This is a genomic window from Alistipes sp. An116 (genome assembly GCF_002161005.1).
Taxonomy (GTDB): Bacteria; Bacteroidota; Bacteroidia; order Bacteroidales; family Rikenellaceae; genus Alistipes; species Alistipes megaguti.
In genome coordinates, this window is record NZ_NFLR01000009.1 from 123142 (window position 1) to 141008 (window position 17867).

Consider the following 17867-nt stretch of genomic DNA (forward strand, 5'->3'; position numbering starts at 1 on the left):
ATGGAAGAATGGAAAATATATAAGATAGGAGATTTATTCTCTCATTTCAAAAGTGGTAAGGGAATAAAGGCTGATGAGATAACTCCAAATGGAGACTATCCAGTTTTTGGGGGAAATGGGTTAAGAGGCTATACTTCTCGTTATAATTTTGAAGGAGATTGTGCTATTATTGGTCGTCAAGGCGCGTTTTGTGGTAATGTACGGTATTTCAAGGGAAAAGCATATATGACCGAACACGCCATTATTGCCGTTGCAAATGATAATAATAATACTCGTTTCTTAGCTTATTTGCTCGGTACAATGAGGTTAGGCAGATTTTCTGGGCAATCAGCTCAACCAGGGTTAGCTGTGTCAGAATTGGCAAAACAACTTATATCAGTACCAGCACTATCGTTACAAAATAAAATTGCCTCTATTCTTTCGTCTCTCGATGATAAGATTGAACTGAACCGCCGGATAAATGATAATTTAGAGCAGCAGGCACAGGCGTTGTTCGATCACTACTTTGACAGTGGAAGCATGTATCTTGAAGATTCTACTACGGAATGTTTAACTGATATAGCCGTCTATCTAAACGGGTTGGCAATGCAAAAATTTCCGGCAACTGATATTGAACGAAGTTTACCAGTACTTAAAATTAAAGAATTGGGACAACATAAATGCGATAATAGTAGTGACCGCTGTTCGGATTCCATTGATGCGGATTACATTATAGACAATGGAGATATTATATTCTCTTGGTCTGGAACTCTCATGGTAGATGTTTGGTGCGGAGGTAAATGTGGATTAAACCAGCATTTATTCAAAGTTACTCCATTGAAAAACTATCCACGGTGGTTCGTTTATTATTGGACGAACCGCCATTTAAAGAAATTCAAACTCATTGCAAAAGATAAAGCTGTAACAATGGGGCATATAAGGCGTAGTGACCTTGAAAATGCAGAAGTTGCTGTTCCTAAAAATTTGAATATGTTGGAAATTGACGCTCGAATAAATCCGTTGTTTCAATCTATCATTGATAGACGATTAGAAATTACTAAATTAGAAAATATTCGCGATACACTTCTCCCAAAACTGATGTCGGGCGAACTGACGATTAACGAAATATAAATGGTTATGAATAAATCAATCGGCATATTAGATAAAGATTACACGCTATGGGTCAAGGAACTCGTAAAGCGTTATCGCAGTAGCCAAATCAAGGCTGCTGTAAAGGTGAACAATGAAATGCTCCGCTTTTATTGGGAACTTGGTAAAGACATTGAGGAAAAGCAAGCGGACAACAAGTATGGCAGTAAGTTCTACACAACATTAAGCCGTGATTTGCGCCATGAGATGCCTGATGTAGAGGGGTTGTCGGAAACTTCTATACGTTATGCAAAACGCTTTTATGCTCTTTACAGCCAGCACATTGCAATTCTTCCACAAGTTGTGGAAGATTCTGAAAAGGCAAATCTTCCACAGCTTGTGGAAAGATTACATTCCGACTTGTTTTCTATTCCATGGGGGCATCACCGCTATATCATAGACAAATGCTCGAACGACCCGGAAAAGGCTTTGTTCTATGTCCATCAAACATTGGAAAATGGTTGGAGCCGGGATGTGCTGCTCAATGTGTTGGGAACAAACCTGTATGAACGTAGCGGCAAAGCGCAGAGCAATTTCAAAAGTACACTTCTTGATGCCGACAGCGATTTGGCACAGGAAATGACACGTGACCCATACAACTTTTCTTTCACTAATTTGCGAGGAAAATACAACGAGCGTGTCCTTAAAGACACATTGCTCACCAATATCACAAACTTTTTGCTGGAGCTTGGCACAGGGTTCGCTTATGTAGGCAAAGAGTACCGCTTACAAATAGCTGAGAAAGAAAAGTTTATTGACTTGCTCTTTTACAATCTCAAACTGTCCTGTTATGTGGTGGTAGAGGTTAAAATTGGTGAGTTTGACTTTGCTGATGTCGGGCAGTTGGGTGGCTATGTTGTGGCTTGCAATCATATTTTGCGCAAAGAGGGGCGTGACAATCCAACTATAGGATTACTTATTTGCAAGCAAAAGAACAATACGTTGGCTCAATATGCACTTGAATCAAGCAGTCAGCCCCTCGGAATATCAGAATATGAGCTTGAAAAACTATATCCTGAAAAGGTGGAAGGCACAATGCCGTCCGTCAAGGAGATAGAAGCTAAATTAGATGGCCAAACCAATAGCTAAATTCTCATTTATGGAACACTTTGAGAAATTATATAATACAGGATGGAGCGATTGGAAATCTTTTCCAGACCCAAGAAAGGGAGAATACTTATACGCTCCATTAGGAAGTGGTGTATATCAGCTCAGGAATAAGAAAATAAATAAATACGTTTTATTTGGAACAGGTGAGCATATAGCATATAGAATGACATCACTATTGCCCGAACCATTTGGAAGAGGAACAAGAAACAACCATGAAAAGCGGATTTATGTTCTGAATAATATACAAGATATAGAATATCGAACAATGTCATTTATAGACAATGACGATGCAAAACGATTTGAATCCTACATTAAATTTGCAGAAGAATATCTTTTTAATGAAAAGCATCATTTATGAAAGAATGGAAAGAATATAACATAGGCGAAATTTGTGATACAATTTCAGACACATACAAGGGTAATGCATCTAATGTTGTCCTCATAAACACATCTGATGTTTTAGAGGGCAAATGTCTTAATCACACATTCGTTCCCAATAAAGACCTAAGAGGTCAGTTTAAGAAGCAATTCAAAAAGAATGACATTCTTTATAGCGAAATTAGACCTGCTAATAAACGTTATGCATTTATAGATTTTGAGCCAACGGATTATATAGCTTCGACTAAGTTAATGGTTATTCGCTCAAATGATAAAGTACTGCCCAAATTCTTATATTATATTTTGCAAAGCAAGGAGATGATAGAGAACTTGCAATTTCTTGCAGAATCAAGGTCTGGAACATTTCCACAAATTACTTTTTCTGAATTGGCAATACAAACGATTTTACTTCCCGAAGTCAAAGAGCAAAATATAATAGTTAATTTCTTAGAAGCACTCGATTCCAAAATCGAGTTGAACCGCCGGATAAATGATAATTTAATGCCAATCTATTATGCCTAAGACGTTTCATTTCACAGAAGATTCATACGAACAAACGATTATCTCATTGTTCAAGGATATGGGTTATGAATATCATTATGGCCCGGAACTTGACGCAGATATAAGCAGGGAACTCACAGATGCCACCATACCAGGAGCACTGCGCAAGGCTATGTTGGCTATAAATGGAGCGGACAAAGTCGCTGCCGTTGATGAAGCCATCCGCAAAATCAGAGAACTATTCAGCCAACCATTAGTAAGTGCAAACATAACCCTTACCGATTGGCTGCAAAATGGGTTGGATGTGACCTTCAAAACCGCCCAAGGCACACTGCGTAGCGACCATGTCAAGATAATCGACACCGACAATATAGAAAACAACTCTTTCGTGGTTGCCAACCAATGGACTGTCGTAAACGGTAAATCCACTAAACGCGCTGACATAGTGGTGTTCATCAACGGTCTGCCAATCTCTGTTGTTGAGTTGAAATCTCCTTCTCGTGAAGTGACGAACTCGGAAGAAGCCCACCAACAGCTGCAGAACTATATGCGCATTGTTCCGCAACTTTTCACTGCTTGCCAAATGCTCGTGATAAGCGATATGGCAGACACACGAGTAGGTACGATTACTGCACCGCTCGACCGATATATGGAGTGGAAAACCACAGATGGAAGCTATGAAAGCACGGCGTTTGCCGACTTTGAAACATTCTTCAACGGCATATTTGAGAAACATCGGGTCATTGATATAATTGCAAACTTTACCCTTACAATGGGTGGCGACAAGAAGATACGCATACTCGCTGGCTACCACCAGTATTTCGCCGTGAAGAAAGCCCTTGAATGTACCAAACAAGCCCTGCAACGCAATGATGGGAAAATCGGCGTATTCTGGCACACGCAAGGTTCGGGCAAGAGCCTTTCGATGGTGTTCTATGCCCACCAACTCTTGAAAAATTTGCTTAGTGCAACCTTGCTTGTGCTAACCGACCGTCTTGACTTGAACGACCAACTGCACAGCACTTTTGCATCGTGCAGCGACTATCTGCGCCAAAAACCAATCAAAGCTACTGATGGCGAAAACCTCTATGAATTGCTCGAAAAGCGCAAGAGCCACGGGATTATCTTTGCCAATATCCAAAAGTTCAAAGACCGTGACAAGCTTATTACCAGTCGCTCAGATGTGATAGTGATTAGCGATGAAGCTCACCGTACACAATCCAACACCAAGACAAAGGTTGATACACAGACAGGAGAACTAAAACTTGGCTTTGCGGCTATTGTGCGCAAGCTCCTGCCCAATGCGGCCTTTATTGGCTTCACCGGCACGCCTATCGAACAAGACGACAACGACACGAGAGAGGTATTCGGCAACTATATTGACATCTACGACATGACCCAAGCCGTGGAAGATGGTGCTACCGTGCCTGTCTATTATGAAAGTCGTTTAGTGAAATTGGATTTGGACGAGGATACACTCAAATTGCTGGATGCCGAGTATGACAAACTGGCGGAAGAAGGTGCTGACGAACAGGACATCAAGCGTTCAAAGAGTGAAAATGCACGGCTTCGCGCCTTGCTTTCGGCACCGCAAACAATCGACACGCTTTGCAAGGACATCATAGAGCACTATGAAAACAACCGTGCTGACTTGCTCACAGGCAAAGCCATGATAGTGGCGATAGACCGTGCCACTGGCATTGATATATACAAGAAGTTGATGGAGCTTCGTCCGCAGTGGAAAGATATTGTCGGCGTTGTAATGACGCAAGGAAACCAAGACCCTGTGGAATGGAACGACATTATTGGCTCTGCCGCACATAAAGAAGAACTGGCTCGCCAGTTCAAAGACAACAATTCACCGCTAAAAATCGCTATCGTAGTTGATATGTGGCTCACAGGTTTTGATGTCCCATCGCTTGCCACAATGTATGTTTACAAGCCGATGAAAGGACACAATCTTATGCAGGCTATCGCCCGTGTAAACCGTGTGTTTCCCGAAAAGAGCGGCGGTTTAGTAGTGGACTACATCGGCATTGCCAAGGCTCTCAAAAAGGCCATGCACGACTATACAGGACGTGACAAGAAAAACTACGGCGACCCGAACATCAAGACAACCGCCTATCAACAGTTCGTCGCCGCACTCAAGCGTTGCCGGGAATGTATGAACGATTACGATTATTCCGCTTTTTCCGATTGTTCCAATCTGCAACGTGCCAACCTCATTAGAGGTGGTATAAACGTATTGCTTGATAAGGATAACCTTGTTTCGTCTGAACCTACTACTCAAACTGACAAAAATGGAAACATTATTTTGGTGGATGCCGTTCCTGCCGAGGCGAAAAAAGTCTTTATGGAAGAAAGCAAACGTTTGTCACAGGCAGCTTCGCTTTGCCGCAGTTTGCTCACTCCTGCAGAACGTTTTGAGGAAGCGTATTTTGAAGCTGTGCGGACATTGCTTTTGCGCCTTTCGGGAAATAATAAAATTACCCGGAAAATTATAGACGAGCGAATCACACAACTGCTGAAAGTGGCAATAAAGGCAGAGGGCATTGTGGAAATTCTCAATACAAAAGGCTCGGAATTTTCACTCTTTGATGAGAATTTCTTGAAAGAGATAGCCGAGATGAAAGAGAAGAATTTCGCTCTCGAATTGCTCAAACGGCTGCTTGAAGAACACATCAAGAAATATGCTAAAAAAAGAATGGTTGAAGCCGAGAAATTCAGTGAAATGCTTGATGCACGGCTTGCTGAATACCTCCGTGGGCTTATCTCCAACGAGGAAGTGATTAAGGAACTTCTTAAAATGGCGCAAGAATTGAAAGCCAATGCGGAACAAGCATCTGAATTGGGACTGACCGAAGAAGAACAGGCTTTCTATGATGCTTTGACAAAGCCGCAAGCTGTAAGAGATTTTTACGAAAACAGCCAACTTGTTGCTATGGCAAAAGAGCTGACGGAAGCCCTACGCAGTAGCAAGACTATTGATTGGCGACAGAAAGAATCAGCTCGTGCCAAGATGCGCTCTATGGTGAAGCGATTGCTGAAAAAGTACAAATACCCGCCAGAGGAACAAGAGGCTGCTCTCGAAACCGTTATCCGACAATGTGAGCTTTATGCTGATTCGGATGAGGAAATTTAGTATGAAATGCTGGATTAAAAGTCATTTATTTCCATCATTTTTCACTTTTTCAAGCTGCCTGTTGAACACGGTCAGGGTGGAATCCACGCCGACCGTTTCTACCAGCTTCTCGTATGCCCCGACGGTCACGGCCAGTTCCGGATATAGTTCATTGAGCATGACGGAAGTTACTTGGTATTTGTCTGCAACCGTTCTCAGCCGCCTGTTTTCATCCCGGTATTCACGCCATTGCGCCCAACTGATGATAAACAGGGCAAAGAACACGAGCGTACTGATGATGCCAGTCCATGCATAAGGGTTCTTGTACCAGCCATCGGGGAGCCTGTCCCATAGCCGCCTGATACCCCTTGTCACTCTGTCCGGTCGGATTGCCTGCCAAAGTTTCGCCCCAAAGCCTTGACTTTGCTGTGCCTTTTCCGAAATCCGCCTGTCTTTCTCCACATGGTCAGTAAGCATTTCCAGTATCTTATAGAGCAAATCCTTGGTGGTAGGGATTCCGCGCTTGCGCATGTCCTTGTCGTTGGCATCGGTATATACCTGCAGGCTCACAATCATTTCCTCACCCAATGATTTTTTATAGTCCTCGATGGCTTCCTTGCTCCCGAAAATGCCGTTGATGTTCTCCGGCGTGCTGCCGCCGAAGAAGCGTATGACAGGCTCCAGTTTCACCGCAAGCCTTTTCACCGCCTCGTCCTTGTCCGTAGCGTCCTTTGTGACCAGTATCTTCTTGATTTCCTCGATGTCCTCCGCCAATGCCCCGATAAGGTCGGCTATGTTCTGTAAGTTGTCCTTCATCTTCTCATTTTTCTTGGTTTATACTTGTTCTTTTCCTTGTCGTTCTCGCCCCAGCCGCTTTCGTTTCCTCCATCTCCTCCGCCGGATGAAACCTTGGCTTGGTGTGGCTGGACGCACAACTCGATGAGCGCGTTGATGCCCACTTGGACTATGCCCGTATTCGCATCGGCATCAGCGAAAGTTCCGCTTCCGGATGCTTCCGCATGGCTATCGGTAGAATAGGCTTTATCCGTCTGTTCAAATGGATGCTCCGGTTTATATATGGTTCTCGTTTGGCTTATCCCGCTTTCAGCCGTTGGTCGGGGATGATACAGATTGTTTCTCCATTCCATGCCCTCGGCGATACGGCCTCCGAACTGCTTGTCCAGCTTATAAAAGCCCATGCTGCGGTCTATCCGTGAACCGCTGAACGATATTTCATTTTTCGTGAACGACACACCGATGATATTGCCGTTACGCTTGTCGAGCTTGAAGTTCACCCCGATGCCCTGCTTGGCCAGCCTGTCGCACAATTCCGACCAACTGTTACAATGGGGCAAGGCCGCTTTGACGGCATCATGGATTTGGTATTTCACATTGTCCTTGCCTCGCAGACGGTCACGCTTCACTTTCTCCTTGCCTTTGGAGAAATGCAGCCCGTATTCCCTCGTGAGAGCCTTGCACACCGCCACGTTGCGTATGGCATCGTTCCTGTCGCTGATGGTGTTCCCGTCATTGTCCACCCTGTTGGCCACGATGTGCAGGTGCTGGTGTTCCTTGTCGGTGTGGCGGCATACAATATATTGGGTGTTCACAATGCCCATGCGCTTCATATACTCACGGGCAATTTCAGCCATCAGAGCGTCCGTCAGCTTGGGCGTGTCCTCGTGGGCGAAGTCCAGCGAGATGTGGTACACCGGATTTTTCAGCTTGCGCCCCGGCTTGTCGTCTGCCTGTCCCTGCATACTCCTTGCGATGGCTGCATTGTCATCAAGACGCACGTCCTTGCTGTCGATGAGCCTTGCCTTTTTCGGGTTGTTCACGTAGTTCACCAGCTTGGCGAAGCTCGCCCGTTTCTTCAAGTCGCCCATCATATCCTCGCGATGATTTTATTGAACTCGTCCAGCAGGGCGGTGATTCTTCCTTTGGTTCTGGGGAAACCTTGTTGATGTGCCAACTTTGCCAACTGGTTCAGGTTATTGCAACCACCCTCCAGCATCCTTATCTGCTGCCTATCCTCTTGTGTCCGTGCTGCCACGGCCTTGCCGTGTAGTAGAAGTTCACGCAGGAAGTGCGACGGCTTCTTGCCTGCATCGGCAATCCGTTTCATGACCGTTTTCCACTCGGCCAGCGTAAGCCGTGTGGATATGGTCTTAGTCCGCGCCTTGCCTTTTATGGCCTTGGGACGGCCTCCTTTATGATTGGTATCTTGCTCTGTCATTCGCTTGTTGTTATTCCGTTATAAATGGAGCTTGTTTTTAGGGCTGAATCATGGCTTTGCCGTTATCCGCATGGTCGGGTCGCCGTTGGTGGCGTAGTTTTCGTGGACGAAAACATTAACTTGCCAGCCCTAAAAAACGCCCCTATAAATACTTCATTCTTTTCCATAGTTACCGCCTATTTATAAGAGGTATTGTCATCGGATAAAGTATCTCCTTTCTGCATGATTAGCGGATTGTTCTCTGATTGCTTGGAATGCTCCTCATCCTCCGATGTGGACTGCCCCAGTTGCGATGCTTGTGCGGACTTCTCCTTGTCTTTGCCCATGTCCTTGTCTTTAGACTTCTTCATCCTTGCCGAACTTTTCCGTAAGGTCTCCATCCTTTGGCCGTTAAAAAGGTAGATACGTACTCCCTCGTATGCTTTGACCGTCTGTTGGTATGTTGGATTTTCCGTGAGCCGTCCGTCCATCATCCATGACTTTACGCACACCATATCTATGATGGTGGTTATGGGATTGGAAACGACTCGGATTAGCCCTCGCTGTGAAAAATCCTCCAACAGACGGCTGACGGACTTGCGCCCGATATTCCACTCCTTTGCCAATGACAGCATGGAACCGTCCACCTGTCCGGGATGGAGCACATAATCCAATCCACGTTTGGTTTTACTTACTTTCGTGACCGCCATTCCCGACAAAAGGGAAAGAAAATAGGTCAGGTTGCACACTCCGTTGGTAGTGCCGTGCAGAAAATACCATGCTTCCACATTCATAGCCACCTCCATTTTATAGCACGGCAGAACAAGCTGCTTCAAATTCTTCATAAGCTATGATATTTTATTGTTCGTTATGCGGATTATCCCTTGGTGTTTTTGTCTGCATCCCTGTTGGTGGCTTTCAGGTTCTTGATGCGGTCAATCTGCTCTTTCGGGAAAAGAACACGCCGCCCAATCCGCTGCCCCTTGATATGCCCCAGCTTCTCGTGCCGCCAGATGGTCGCGATGCTCACGCCCCATTTCTCGGCCAGTTGCCGGATAGTGTAATACTCCGATGTCTCCTGTGCTGCCTGCGCCTGTCCGTATTCCTCAAGCGCACATCTCACGCTTGCGCCGATGAGTTGCTGAAGCTCATCGCGCGATACCAGTACCATTTCCATATTTTCTGCCATAAGTCATTGATTTTGAAATTATGGCGGCAAAGTTATATGGTGAATGAAACGGGTGAACTTGTGGGGATTTGTGAAATAAACGGGCATAAGAAAAGCCGCCAAACATCTGATGTCTAACGGCTTGTGCAAAGCAGTGGGCTGTGGTGAGTTGTAACCACGTATGGGCTGCCGCATTATTTTATCATCGGGAGCAGTTCTTTGAGCCTGCTTATGAAAGGCTTTTCCACGTTGTACTTGGCAAGGCTTTCCGCTGTAAGTCCTATGGAACGGGCTGCGGCTGTGCGGTACTCCTTCCATTCCTTGAAATAGGCTTTTGACAACTGGGTGATGACGCACCGCATCTTGCCTTTCACGCAATTTTGATAGGCCGTGGAGTAGTCGGCACGCATGACGGCACGTATGAAGTCCTTGTCGGGAACGGCGTTGCCGTCCAGTACGGGCTTGCCCTTGTCGGGGCCGCTCTGTACGGTAAAGGTGGTGAGGAATTGGTACAGCCTTAAAACAGGCACCTGCGCCGTCGTGCTGAACGCTCCGCCCTGCACGGTATCTGTGGCTGTAAAGCCTGCCATTGGGGTAGGTATTGTTTTTACTTCAGATTCGGTTGCATCCTCATGGAGTATGTTCCTCTTGACATAACCCATTGACAAGGCGATATGGAACATCTTAATCCCGGCTAACTGTGTCTTTGTATTGCCGTCTTGGAACACCATAGAAAGGTGGACGGCTTTTGCGAAATCCTCCGTGAGCAGCCGTGCCAAATCCTTGTCGTTGGCGTTTGTAATATACTCCTTGACAGCCTCGATTTTGTCCTTGTCCATGTCGGCAAGCAGGGCATACGCTTCTTCGCCTATGTATTCTTTCCCTTTGTTCACATCGGTTTTAGCCGTGCATTTTCGGATGGCGGTTCGGATGGCGTCGATGCAGTCCGTGGCTTCGATGCGTGTCATGGGACGGACTTTTTCCTGTTCGTTTCCGTCAGGAAAGAAGTATTGGCTGATTACTTCGATGGAAGTATAGACGATGCCCGCATAAAGGGCTTCCTTGCCCAAATCCTGCAGATATGCCGAACAAAGTCCATGCAGCCGTTTCGCATCCCCGTGCAGCCGGACAAACTGGTGTGCCAGTTCCTTGTCGTCGTGTTCGGCGATGTATTCCCGCACCTCGTTCAACAGGGCAGGAACGGTTTTCATTTCACGCCGGATGCTCTTGCAGATGTCCTTGTTCCCGGCTTCATCTTCAACTTTGCCGCTGGCAAGGCTTTCCGCCAGTTTCCGGCTCCTGCCGATAATCTTTGACAGCCTGAACAGGGCACTGATGATTGCAAATCTCTTCTTTTCCATAGGCAACCGTTTTACATTTCAATGATACCCTCAAAGTCCTTCAACGCAATCACGGCCTTTTCCTCCGCATCCAGCTTAAGGTAGCGGCGCAGTTGCGCCTCGCTGCTGTGTCCCGTTATGGCTTGGATGGATGACAACGGCACCCCGGCCTTGTATGCGTTGGTGGCAAAACTTCTTCGTGCCGTGTGCGAAAGGAGCATATCACAGAACCTCCGCCCTCGTTTCGGGTTGAGCCGTTTCCCGTCAAATCCGCAGTCATGCGTCCAGCCCAACAACAAGCCAATGGTCTTTATCAGCTTGTTCATTTCGTTGGGGCATACATGGGGCAGCTTGCCATCGTATTTGTCAAGTATCTGCCTTACTCGCCTGTCCACAGGGATATAGACTTTCTTGTCCGTTTTCTGCTGTGTAAGCAGAATGAACTCCATCCCGTTTATCTCGGTTATCATATCCTCGCATATCCTCGAATAGTCGGACACGCGCTGTCCCGTCAGGCAGCCGACAATGAAAATGTCCCTCACGTGTTCCAAGGTGCGTATGTGGGTGATGCGGCACTTGGAAAGCTGCATGAGTTTCTCGTCCTCGCTGATGTCGAGTGCCTCCAGCCGTTCCCTGACGGCCTCCTTGGTGGAAAGGTCGAGTTCGAGCATTTCCTGTATCTGTTCCGGCGTAAGATAGATGTTGTCCACTTCCTCTTTTTTCGGAACGAAGTCTGAATGGCGGAAATCATCGCACTTGGTCAGCTTGTCCTCGTATGCCGCCTTTGCCACGGTACGGACATCCGTCATATAAGAGTTGATGGCGTTGGGCATCAGCCCACGCCCTTTCCAGTAACCGACAAGGCTGTTGCGTGTTTCCATCGTCATGTCGTCCAACCCGATTTTGCGGTGCATCTCCTTTTGAAAGCTGCGGATTTGGTTCAGGATAATGCGCAGCCCCTTGATATAGGCAGGGGTTACTTTTACGGTGCGGCCTTTCTTGGTGCGCCGCCCTGTTTCCAAATCCTCTATATAAGAGGTAAGGAAGTCCTCGAACAGCATCTTGCCTTTGGGCTTGACCTCCACAACCTGCATCATGCCGTTCAGCACATCGTGCTTTACGCTCTCAATGACGGACTTCGCCTTTTTCGGGTCAAAGTCATCCGCCTCGAACGCCGCCTTTATCCTTGCGAGGACTTGGGCGAACTGCCCGTACTTTATCCCGATGCTCGACATGAGGGCGGACGAGGTGTATTGCAGGGAGCGGTATTTCTCCCATTCAAGCTGCCTGATGGTGAAGCCTGTCACGGTTTTCACGTTGGCCTTGCCTGTGCGCACACGGGCATAGACCGAACCGAAGTCCTCTTTCCCTGCCTTTGATGATTTTATGAAGATGAAATCCATACGCAATGTCCTTTGATTACTGGTACAAAGGTACGAAATCTATTCTGAAATATAGTACCAAATAGTACCAATATTTTCTAAAACCGTGAAATTCCGTGTGTATTTCAATTAAATGAAAACATCTGCAAATAACTGATATACAAGAATAACTAATAAAACAAAGTTCTACTGAATATAATTATTGAATAGTGGGCAACGACTCGAAGAAGGACGGCTCGGTCTGGGCCCAGAGTGTCGGTGCGCTGCTGAGCCTCGACGAGATGAAGTCCGGGGCCGTGACGGTGCCTTCGTCCGGCGTGGAGTGCGCGTCGCTGGTCGAGGCGCTCAACACCGGAGCCGAACTCTATGACCAGTTGCCCGACGGCACGCTCCCGACCAAACCCGTGGTGAGCCTGCGCGAGTGGGTGGCTTCGGATACCTATCCCGTTCTGAAATAGTATGTATCGGCGGAAAAGCGTTCCGAAAGGAGGGCCTTTCCGCCTGTTTTTCGTATCTTTGTCAATATGAAACGTTTGTTATTTGGATTGGGCTCGCTGCTGTTGCTCGGTGCGTGTGCCCCGCAGTCGGAGCCGGCAGGCAGCCACGTCGACCGGATTTTGGCCGAACTCCACGACCCGACCTCGAAATACGTACTGGTGGCCTCGCATCGCGGCGACTGGCGCAACTGGCCCGAGAATTCGATCCCGGCCATCGAGTCGGTGATCAGAATGGGGGTCGACATCATGGAGCTGGACCTCAAACTCACGCGGGACAGCGTGCTGGTGCTGTGCCACGACCACACGATCGACCGCACGACCAGCGGCAAGGGCCGGGTCTGCGACATCACCTACGACTCCATTCAGCGCTGTGTGCTGCGGACCGGTCACAACGTGAAGACCTCGTGGCGGATGCCGACCCTGCGCGAAGCGCTCGCCGTCTGCAAGGACCGCATCGTGGTCAACATCGACCAGGGGTATGAATACTACGATCTGGCGCTGGCCATAGCCGAGGAGCTCGGGGTGACGGACCAGCTGCTGATCAAGGGCAAACGCCCGGCCGAAGTCGTGGCCGCGAAGTTCGCCGAGTATCCGCACAACATGATGTACATGCCGATCATCGATATCCTCAAACCCGGGGGCCGAGAACTCTTCGAGTCGTATCGTCGGCAGACGGTCCAGCCGCTGGCCTACGAGGTTTGCTGGGACGAGTTTACCCCTGCGGTGGACTCCTGCATGCACCGGATCGTGGCCGGGGGGTCGCGTCTGTGGGTCAATTCGCTGTGGCCGTCGCTCTGCGGCGGGCTGGACGATGACCGGGCTTTCAGCGGCGAAGAGGATGCCGTCTACGGCGCGCTGCTCGACATGGGGGCCTCGATCATCCAGACCGATCGCCCGCAGCTGCTGATCGATTATCTGAGCGCCAGGGGGCGCCGCCCGTAAATCAGGCGCTCTGACGGAGGGGGGCCGACCGGCGCCTCTCTGCCGGACCTTGCGAACACGACTGACCGAAACTACCTGAAACAACATGTCCATTTTATCCTATTTTCGCAAAAGCGAGCCGTCGGCGCCCTTTGCCGGCGACGACGAGGCCCGCATGCGGCTCTACCGCAAGCTGCGGCTGCAGAGTTTCATCGCCGGAACGGTGGGCTACAGTCTCTACTACGTCTGCCGCACGAGTCTGAACGTGGTCAAGCAGCCGATCCTCGAGAGCGGGGCGCTCGATGCCTCGCAATTGGGTCTGATCGGTTCGGCGCTGCTCTTCGCCTACGCCATCGGCAAGTTCGTCAACGGCTTCCTGGCCGACCACAGCAACATCAAACGCTTCATGGCCGCCGGACTCTGCGTCTCGGCCGTGGCCAATCTGCTGGTCGGGCTGCTGGGGCTGGCCAACGGCGGCGGCATGGTGGGCAACATGACCCTCTTCGTGGTCTTCGCCGTGATGTGGGGCCTGAACGGCTGGGCCCAGTCGATGGGGGCCCCTCCGGCCATCATTGCCCTCTCGCGCTGGTATCCGCTCTCGATCCGCGGCACCTTCTACGGCTTCTTCTCGGCCAGCCACAACCTCGGCGAATTCCTCTCGTTCCTCTTCGTGGGGGCCGTCGTGGGGATCTGCGGCTGGCAGTGGGGATTCGTCGGATCGTCCCTGGCCGGCGTCATCGGCGTGGTGATCATCGTCTGCCTGCTCCACGACACGCCCGAATCGAAGGGGCTGCCCCCGATCGGCGTGCTGACCGGCGAGGAGACGGCCGAAGAGAGCCATCACCACGCCTCGACCAGCGAACTGCAGCGTTCGGCAATCCGCAATCCGCTGGTCTGGGTGCTGGCCCTCTCGAGCGCCTTCATGTACGTGAGCCGCTACGCCATCAACGGCTGGGGCGTGCTCTTCCTGCAGGAAGCCAAGGGCTATTCGCTGGCTGCGGCCACGCAGGTCATCTCGGTCAACGCCCTGCTGGGCATCCTCGGAACGGTCTTCTCGGGGTGGCTCTCCGACCGTCTCTTCCACGGGCGGCGGAATGTGCTGGCCTCCGGCTTCGGCGTGCTGAACACGCTGGCCCTGGCGCTGTTCCTCTACTCGGGCAACGGAATGTTCGTCAATCTGCTCTCGATGGTGTTTTTCGGCATGGCCATCGGCGTGCTGATCTGCTTCCTCGGAGGGCTGATGGCCATCGACATCGTGCCGCGCGAGGCCACGGGTGCCGCCCTCGGAATCGTCGGTATGGCCAGTTACGTCGGCGCCGGTCTGCAGGACATCATCAGCGGCTGGCTCATCGACTCGGGCAAGGAGGTTGTCGACGGCGTGACGCGCTACGACTTCTCCACGGCCGCGGTCTTCTGGATCGCCGCCTCGGCCCTGTCGTTCATCCTGGCCCTCTTTGTGGCCCGCAGGTCGCGACGCTGAAAGGAGGTCCGGACCGGATTTCGGGCGGGCTGCGGAGCGAATTCCGCAGCCCGCTTCGTTGTGTCGAAAGGAGAGGCGCAACCTTGCATTTCCGACAAAATTGGCTACCTTTGCAACGCCGGGACGCCGAGCCCCGACCCGCTTGCGCAGGCGCCGGACCGACCCGGGGCTGTGAGCCCTCCGTCACGGAGCGTCCGGCGAAGCGAACTGTCAGCACCGGAAAGGCCGATGCCGCTAACAATCGGTATTTTATGAATTACAAACTTTCGCAGATCGCTGCCGTCGTCGGCGGCCGCTTCTCGGGCGAAGACCACGAGGTGCAGTCGGTCGTCACGGACAGCCGTTCGCTTTCGTGCGAACTGGGTTGCAACCCGATTTTCGTCGCCATGTGCGGTGCCAATCACGACTCGCACGATTACGTTGCTCAGATGTATGGCCGCGGCGTGCGCTCGTTTCTGGTCGAACACGCCGTCGAGGAGCTGCCCGGGGCCGGGTACGTGGTGGTCAAGAATGCCATCGCGGCGCTGCAGAGCCTGGCCGCCTACCACCGCGCCCATTTCAAGGGAACGGTCGTCGGGATCACCGGCTCGAACGGCAAGACGGTGATCAAGGAGTGGATCGCCGAGGAGCTGCCCGCGGGCATGAAGTGCTACCGCTCGCCGAAGAGCTACAATTCGCAGCTGGGCGTGCCGCTGTCGGTGCTGATGATCGAGGGCGACGAGCAGCTGGCGCTGATCGAGGCGGGCATTTCGCAGCCCGGCGAGATGGAGCGCCTGGAGCGCATCATCCGTCCCGACGTGGTGGTCTTCACCTCGATCGGCGACGCCCACCAGGAGAATTTCCTCAATCTCGAACAGAAGTGTCTCGAAAAGATGGTGCTGGCCCACCGCGCCCGGGTCATCGTCTACCACAGCTACTACGAACCGCTGGGGCATCTCATTGCCACGCATTTCGCCGACCGCCGGCTCTACGATGCGGCCTCGGCGCCGCAGGTTCCCGAGGCGGTGATCGGCAACGAGGCTTCGCGCCGCAACGCCCAGATCGTCGAGGCCTTCTGCACGGCGATGGGCTTTCCGGCACCGTCGTTCTCCAGCGCCCCGGAGGTGGCCATGCGCCTCGAGGTGAAGGACGGCATCAACGACTCGGTGCTGATCAACGACGCCTACAACCTCGATCTCAATTCGCTGGCCCTGGCGCTGGACTACCTCCACAGCGTGGCCCTCACGCGGCCGACGACCCTCGTGCTGTCGGACATCGCGCAGAGCGGTCTTTCGGACGACGAGCTCTACAGCCGCGTGGCCGGCATGGTCTCGCGGGCGGGCATCGACACGCTGGTCGGCATCGGTCCCAGGCTGAAGCGCTATGCCTCGCTCTTCGACTGCGCGAAGCTCTTCTACGCCTCGACCGACGAGTGCATCGCACGCCTCGGCCGCGAAGCGGTGGCCGGCCGCGCCGTGCTGCTCAAGGGGGCCCGCGACTTCCGCTTCGAGAAGCTGGCCCACGCGCTCTCGCTCAAGAGCCATACGACGGTATTGGAGGTCGACCTCGACGCCATGATCCATAATCTCAACTATTTCCGCTCGAAACTCGATTTCCGGACGAAACTCGTGGCCATGGTCAAGGCCGGATCGTACGGCACGGGCGACTTCGAGGTGGCGCAGATGTTGCAGCACCAGGGGGTTGACTACCTGGCCGTGGCCTTTGCCGACGAAGGGGTGCTGCTGCGCGAGCGGGGCATCTCGATGCCGATCGTGGTGCTGAATGCCGACGCCGACAGCTTCGACCTGATGATCGCCAACCGCCTCGAACCCGAAATCTACAGCTTTCACTCGCTGCGTGACTTTGCCGATGCCGTGACGCACGCCGGCGAGCTCCGCTATCCGATCCACCTGAAGCTCGACACGGGGATGCACCGGCTGGGCTTCATGGAGGAGGAGATCCCGGCGCTGTGCGAACGGCTGCAGGGGATGTCGGAGGTCAAGGTGGCCACGATCTTCTCGCACCTCAATTGCGCCGACATGCCCGAGGAGGATACCTACACCCGGGCGCAGATCGAGCGCTTCGACCGCATGAGCACGGCGTTGATCGAGGCGCTGCCCTATCCTGTCATCCGCCATACGGCCAACTCGGCGGCCATCGAGCGTTTCCCCGAGGCGCAGTTCGACATGTGCCGCCTGGGACTGGGGCTCTACGGCTTCGGGTGGCAGCACAACGCCGCGCTGCGTCCCGTCTCGACGCTGAAGACCCGCATCGTGCAGATCAAACACCTTGAGGCGGGCGATACGGTCGGTTACGGGCGGGCCGGACGGCTGACGCGTCCGACGGTTACGGCCACCGTCCCGATCGGTTATGCCGACGGCCTGGATCGTCACCTGGGGTGCGGACGCTGGTCGATGCTCGTGGCCGGGCAGCCGGCTCCGATCGTCGGGCGGGTCTGCATGGACAGCTGCATGATCGACATCACGGAGATCCCCGGGGTGGAGGAGGGCGACGAGGCCGTCGTCTTCTCGGCCGCCGCAGGCAACGATCTCGAGACGATGGCCCGCGTGCTGGATACGATCCCCTACGAAATCATGACCTCGGTCTCGGGCCGGGTCAAACGCATCTACCTCAAGGAGTAACCCCC

General features: G+C 51.6%; 16 protein-coding genes. 9 read left to right on the forward strand and 7 right to left on the reverse strand.

Going from position 1 to position 17867, the window contains the following annotated elements:
* The 5 genes from B5E60_RS08025 to B5E60_RS08045 are packed head-to-tail and all read left to right on the forward strand — an operon-like array spanning position 1 to position 6259.
* Positions 1–1110 (forward strand): restriction endonuclease subunit S, encoded by a 1110-nt coding sequence (locus B5E60_RS08025; protein ID WP_087310988.1) that lies wholly within the window; start codon positions 1–3, stop codon positions 1108–1110.
* A gap of 6 nt (positions 1111–1116) precedes the next feature.
* Entirely contained in the window at positions 1117–2217 is a 1101-nt protein-coding gene (locus tag B5E60_RS08030) for a PDDEXK nuclease domain-containing protein (protein ID WP_087311027.1), read from the forward strand.
* Complete coding sequence (locus B5E60_RS08035) at positions 2198–2596, forward strand: hypothetical protein (RefSeq protein WP_239403275.1); 399 nt, start codon at positions 2198–2200, stop codon at positions 2594–2596. The genes B5E60_RS08030 and B5E60_RS08035 overlap by 20 nt, the downstream gene beginning before the upstream one ends.
* Positions 2593–3138: a restriction endonuclease subunit S gene (locus tag B5E60_RS08040; RefSeq protein WP_087310990.1), complete on the forward strand. Its 546-nt coding sequence runs from the start codon at positions 2593–2595 to the stop codon at positions 3136–3138. The genes B5E60_RS08035 and B5E60_RS08040 overlap by 4 nt, the downstream gene beginning before the upstream one ends.
* On the forward strand, positions 3131–6259 hold the full coding sequence (locus tag B5E60_RS08045) for a type I restriction endonuclease subunit R (RefSeq protein ID WP_087310991.1): 3129 nt from the start codon (positions 3131–3133) through the stop codon (positions 6257–6259). Before B5E60_RS08040 ends, B5E60_RS08045 begins: the two co-directional genes overlap by 8 nt.
* Before the next feature lie 21 nt (positions 6260–6280).
* Here B5E60_RS08045 and B5E60_RS08050 read toward each other — a convergent pair whose 3' ends face one another.
* The 7 genes from B5E60_RS08050 to B5E60_RS08080 form a co-directional block, all read right to left on the reverse strand.
* Positions 6281–7054 (reverse strand): ferric reductase-like transmembrane domain-containing protein, encoded by a 774-nt coding sequence (locus tag B5E60_RS08050; RefSeq protein WP_087310992.1) that lies wholly within the window; start codon positions 7052–7054, stop codon positions 6281–6283.
* A complete protein-coding gene (locus tag B5E60_RS08055) occupies positions 7051–8127 on the reverse strand; it encodes a relaxase/mobilization nuclease domain-containing protein (protein ID WP_087310993.1) in 1077 nt (358 codons plus the stop codon). The genes B5E60_RS08050 and B5E60_RS08055 overlap by 4 nt, the downstream gene beginning before the upstream one ends.
* Positions 8124–8474: a plasmid mobilization protein gene (locus B5E60_RS08060; protein ID WP_087310994.1), complete on the reverse strand. Its 351-nt coding sequence runs from the start codon at positions 8472–8474 to the stop codon at positions 8124–8126. Before B5E60_RS08060 ends, B5E60_RS08055 begins: the two co-directional genes overlap by 4 nt.
* 176 nt (positions 8475–8650) lie before the next feature.
* Complete coding sequence (locus B5E60_RS08065; protein ID WP_239403276.1) at positions 8651–9298, reverse strand: hypothetical protein; 648 nt, start codon at positions 9296–9298, stop codon at positions 8651–8653.
* 32 nt (positions 9299–9330) lie between these two features.
* Entirely contained in the window at positions 9331–9642 is a 312-nt protein-coding gene (locus B5E60_RS08070) for a helix-turn-helix domain-containing protein (protein WP_087310995.1), read from the reverse strand.
* A gap of 173 nt (positions 9643–9815) precedes the next feature.
* Positions 9816–10982 (reverse strand): hypothetical protein, encoded by a 1167-nt coding sequence (locus tag B5E60_RS08075; protein ID WP_087310996.1) that lies wholly within the window; start codon positions 10980–10982, stop codon positions 9816–9818.
* Positions 10983–10993: 11 nt separating this feature from the next.
* Positions 10994–12364 carry a site-specific integrase gene (locus B5E60_RS08080; RefSeq protein ID WP_087310997.1) on the reverse strand — a complete coding sequence of 457 codons (1371 nt, stop codon included), beginning with the start codon at positions 12362–12364 and terminating at the stop codon, positions 10994–10996.
* A 188-nt stretch (positions 12365–12552) separates the two neighbouring features.
* Between B5E60_RS08080 and B5E60_RS08085 the strand changes: the two genes are divergently transcribed.
* The 4 genes from B5E60_RS08085 (at position 12553) to alr (ending at position 17862) form a co-directional block, all read left to right on the forward strand.
* A complete protein-coding gene (locus B5E60_RS08085) occupies positions 12553–12801 on the forward strand; it encodes a hypothetical protein (protein ID WP_087310998.1) in 249 nt (82 codons plus the stop codon).
* Between the two features lie 66 nt (positions 12802–12867).
* The gene (locus B5E60_RS08090; RefSeq protein WP_087310999.1) at positions 12868–13782 is read left to right on the forward strand and encodes a glycerophosphodiester phosphodiesterase family protein; all 915 of its coding nucleotides are present in this window, start codon (positions 12868–12870) and stop codon (positions 13780–13782) included.
* Positions 13783–13867: 85 nt separating this feature from the next.
* On the forward strand, positions 13868–15241 hold the full coding sequence (locus tag B5E60_RS08095; RefSeq protein WP_087311000.1) for an MFS transporter: 1374 nt from the start codon (positions 13868–13870) through the stop codon (positions 15239–15241).
* Between the two features lie 251 nt (positions 15242–15492).
* Positions 15493–17862 carry an alanine racemase gene (alr, locus tag B5E60_RS08100; RefSeq protein WP_087311001.1) on the forward strand — a complete coding sequence of 790 codons (2370 nt, stop codon included), beginning with the start codon at positions 15493–15495 and terminating at the stop codon, positions 17860–17862.
* Positions 17863–17867 lie beyond the last annotated feature (5 nt).